1 rRNA gene is annotated in these 726 nt (G+C 49.9%); it reads left to right on the top strand.

From position 1 onward, the window contains the following. Nucleotides 1–372 precede the first annotated feature (372 nt). Nucleotides 373–726 (top strand): 23S ribosomal RNA (locus tag HMPREF1627_RS01080); the annotation flags it as partial.

The raw sequence follows: 726 nt of genomic DNA, 5'->3' as shown, positions 1-726 counted from the left end.
GAAGGTGCGGCTGGATCACCTCCTTTCTAAGGATTTTCTTTTTTTCAAGGGGCTTGGTTGGTAGTTGTTTCCACTGTTTTGGTGGTGCTGCTTTCTGGGTTTGTTCCTTAGTTTTTGGATTGTTTTTGCAAGAACAAGGCGTTGTTTGGGCATTACAAGATTTACCCTGGGCTGGGCCGTGCTGGTTTTGTGTGGTTTGGTTTGGGGGCATGCTGTCGGGTTTATGGCTAACACTGTTGGTCTGGCCCTTCCACTATTCCATTGTTGTTTGCATTGGCTGTTGGCTGGTGTGTGGTGGTTTGGTGGTTGTGGTTGGGTTGTTGGTGATTTGTATAGTGGTTGCGAGCATCTTTTTTGTTTGTTTTGTTGGGTTTTTTAGTTTTTGTGGGCGTTTGGTGGATGCCTTGGTGCCTAGAGCTGATGAAGGACGTTGTGGCCTGCGATATTCCCTGGGGAGTTGGCGAGCGAGCGTTGATCCGGGGGTTTCCGAATGGGGTAACCTGACAGGTTTTGTGGCCTGTTACCACTGCTTGAATGTATAGGGTGGTGGGGGGAACGTGGGGAAGTGAAACATCTTAGTACCTGCAGGAAGAGATATTCTGTAAGTAGTGGCGAGCGAAAGCGGATGATGGCTAAACTGTGTGCGTGTCAAGGCGGCAGCTGTTGCGCATGTGGGGTTGTTGGGGCGTGTTTTTCCATTCTCTGCCGGGGGTGGGGGTAGTTATA

This window comes from Actinomyces sp. S6-Spd3 (assembly GCF_000758755.1).
In the GTDB taxonomy this organism is placed as follows: Bacteria; Actinomycetota; Actinomycetes; order Actinomycetales; family Actinomycetaceae; genus Pauljensenia.
Note: the sequence above shows the minus strand (reverse complement) of the source record. Positions and strands in the feature narration are given on the sequence as shown.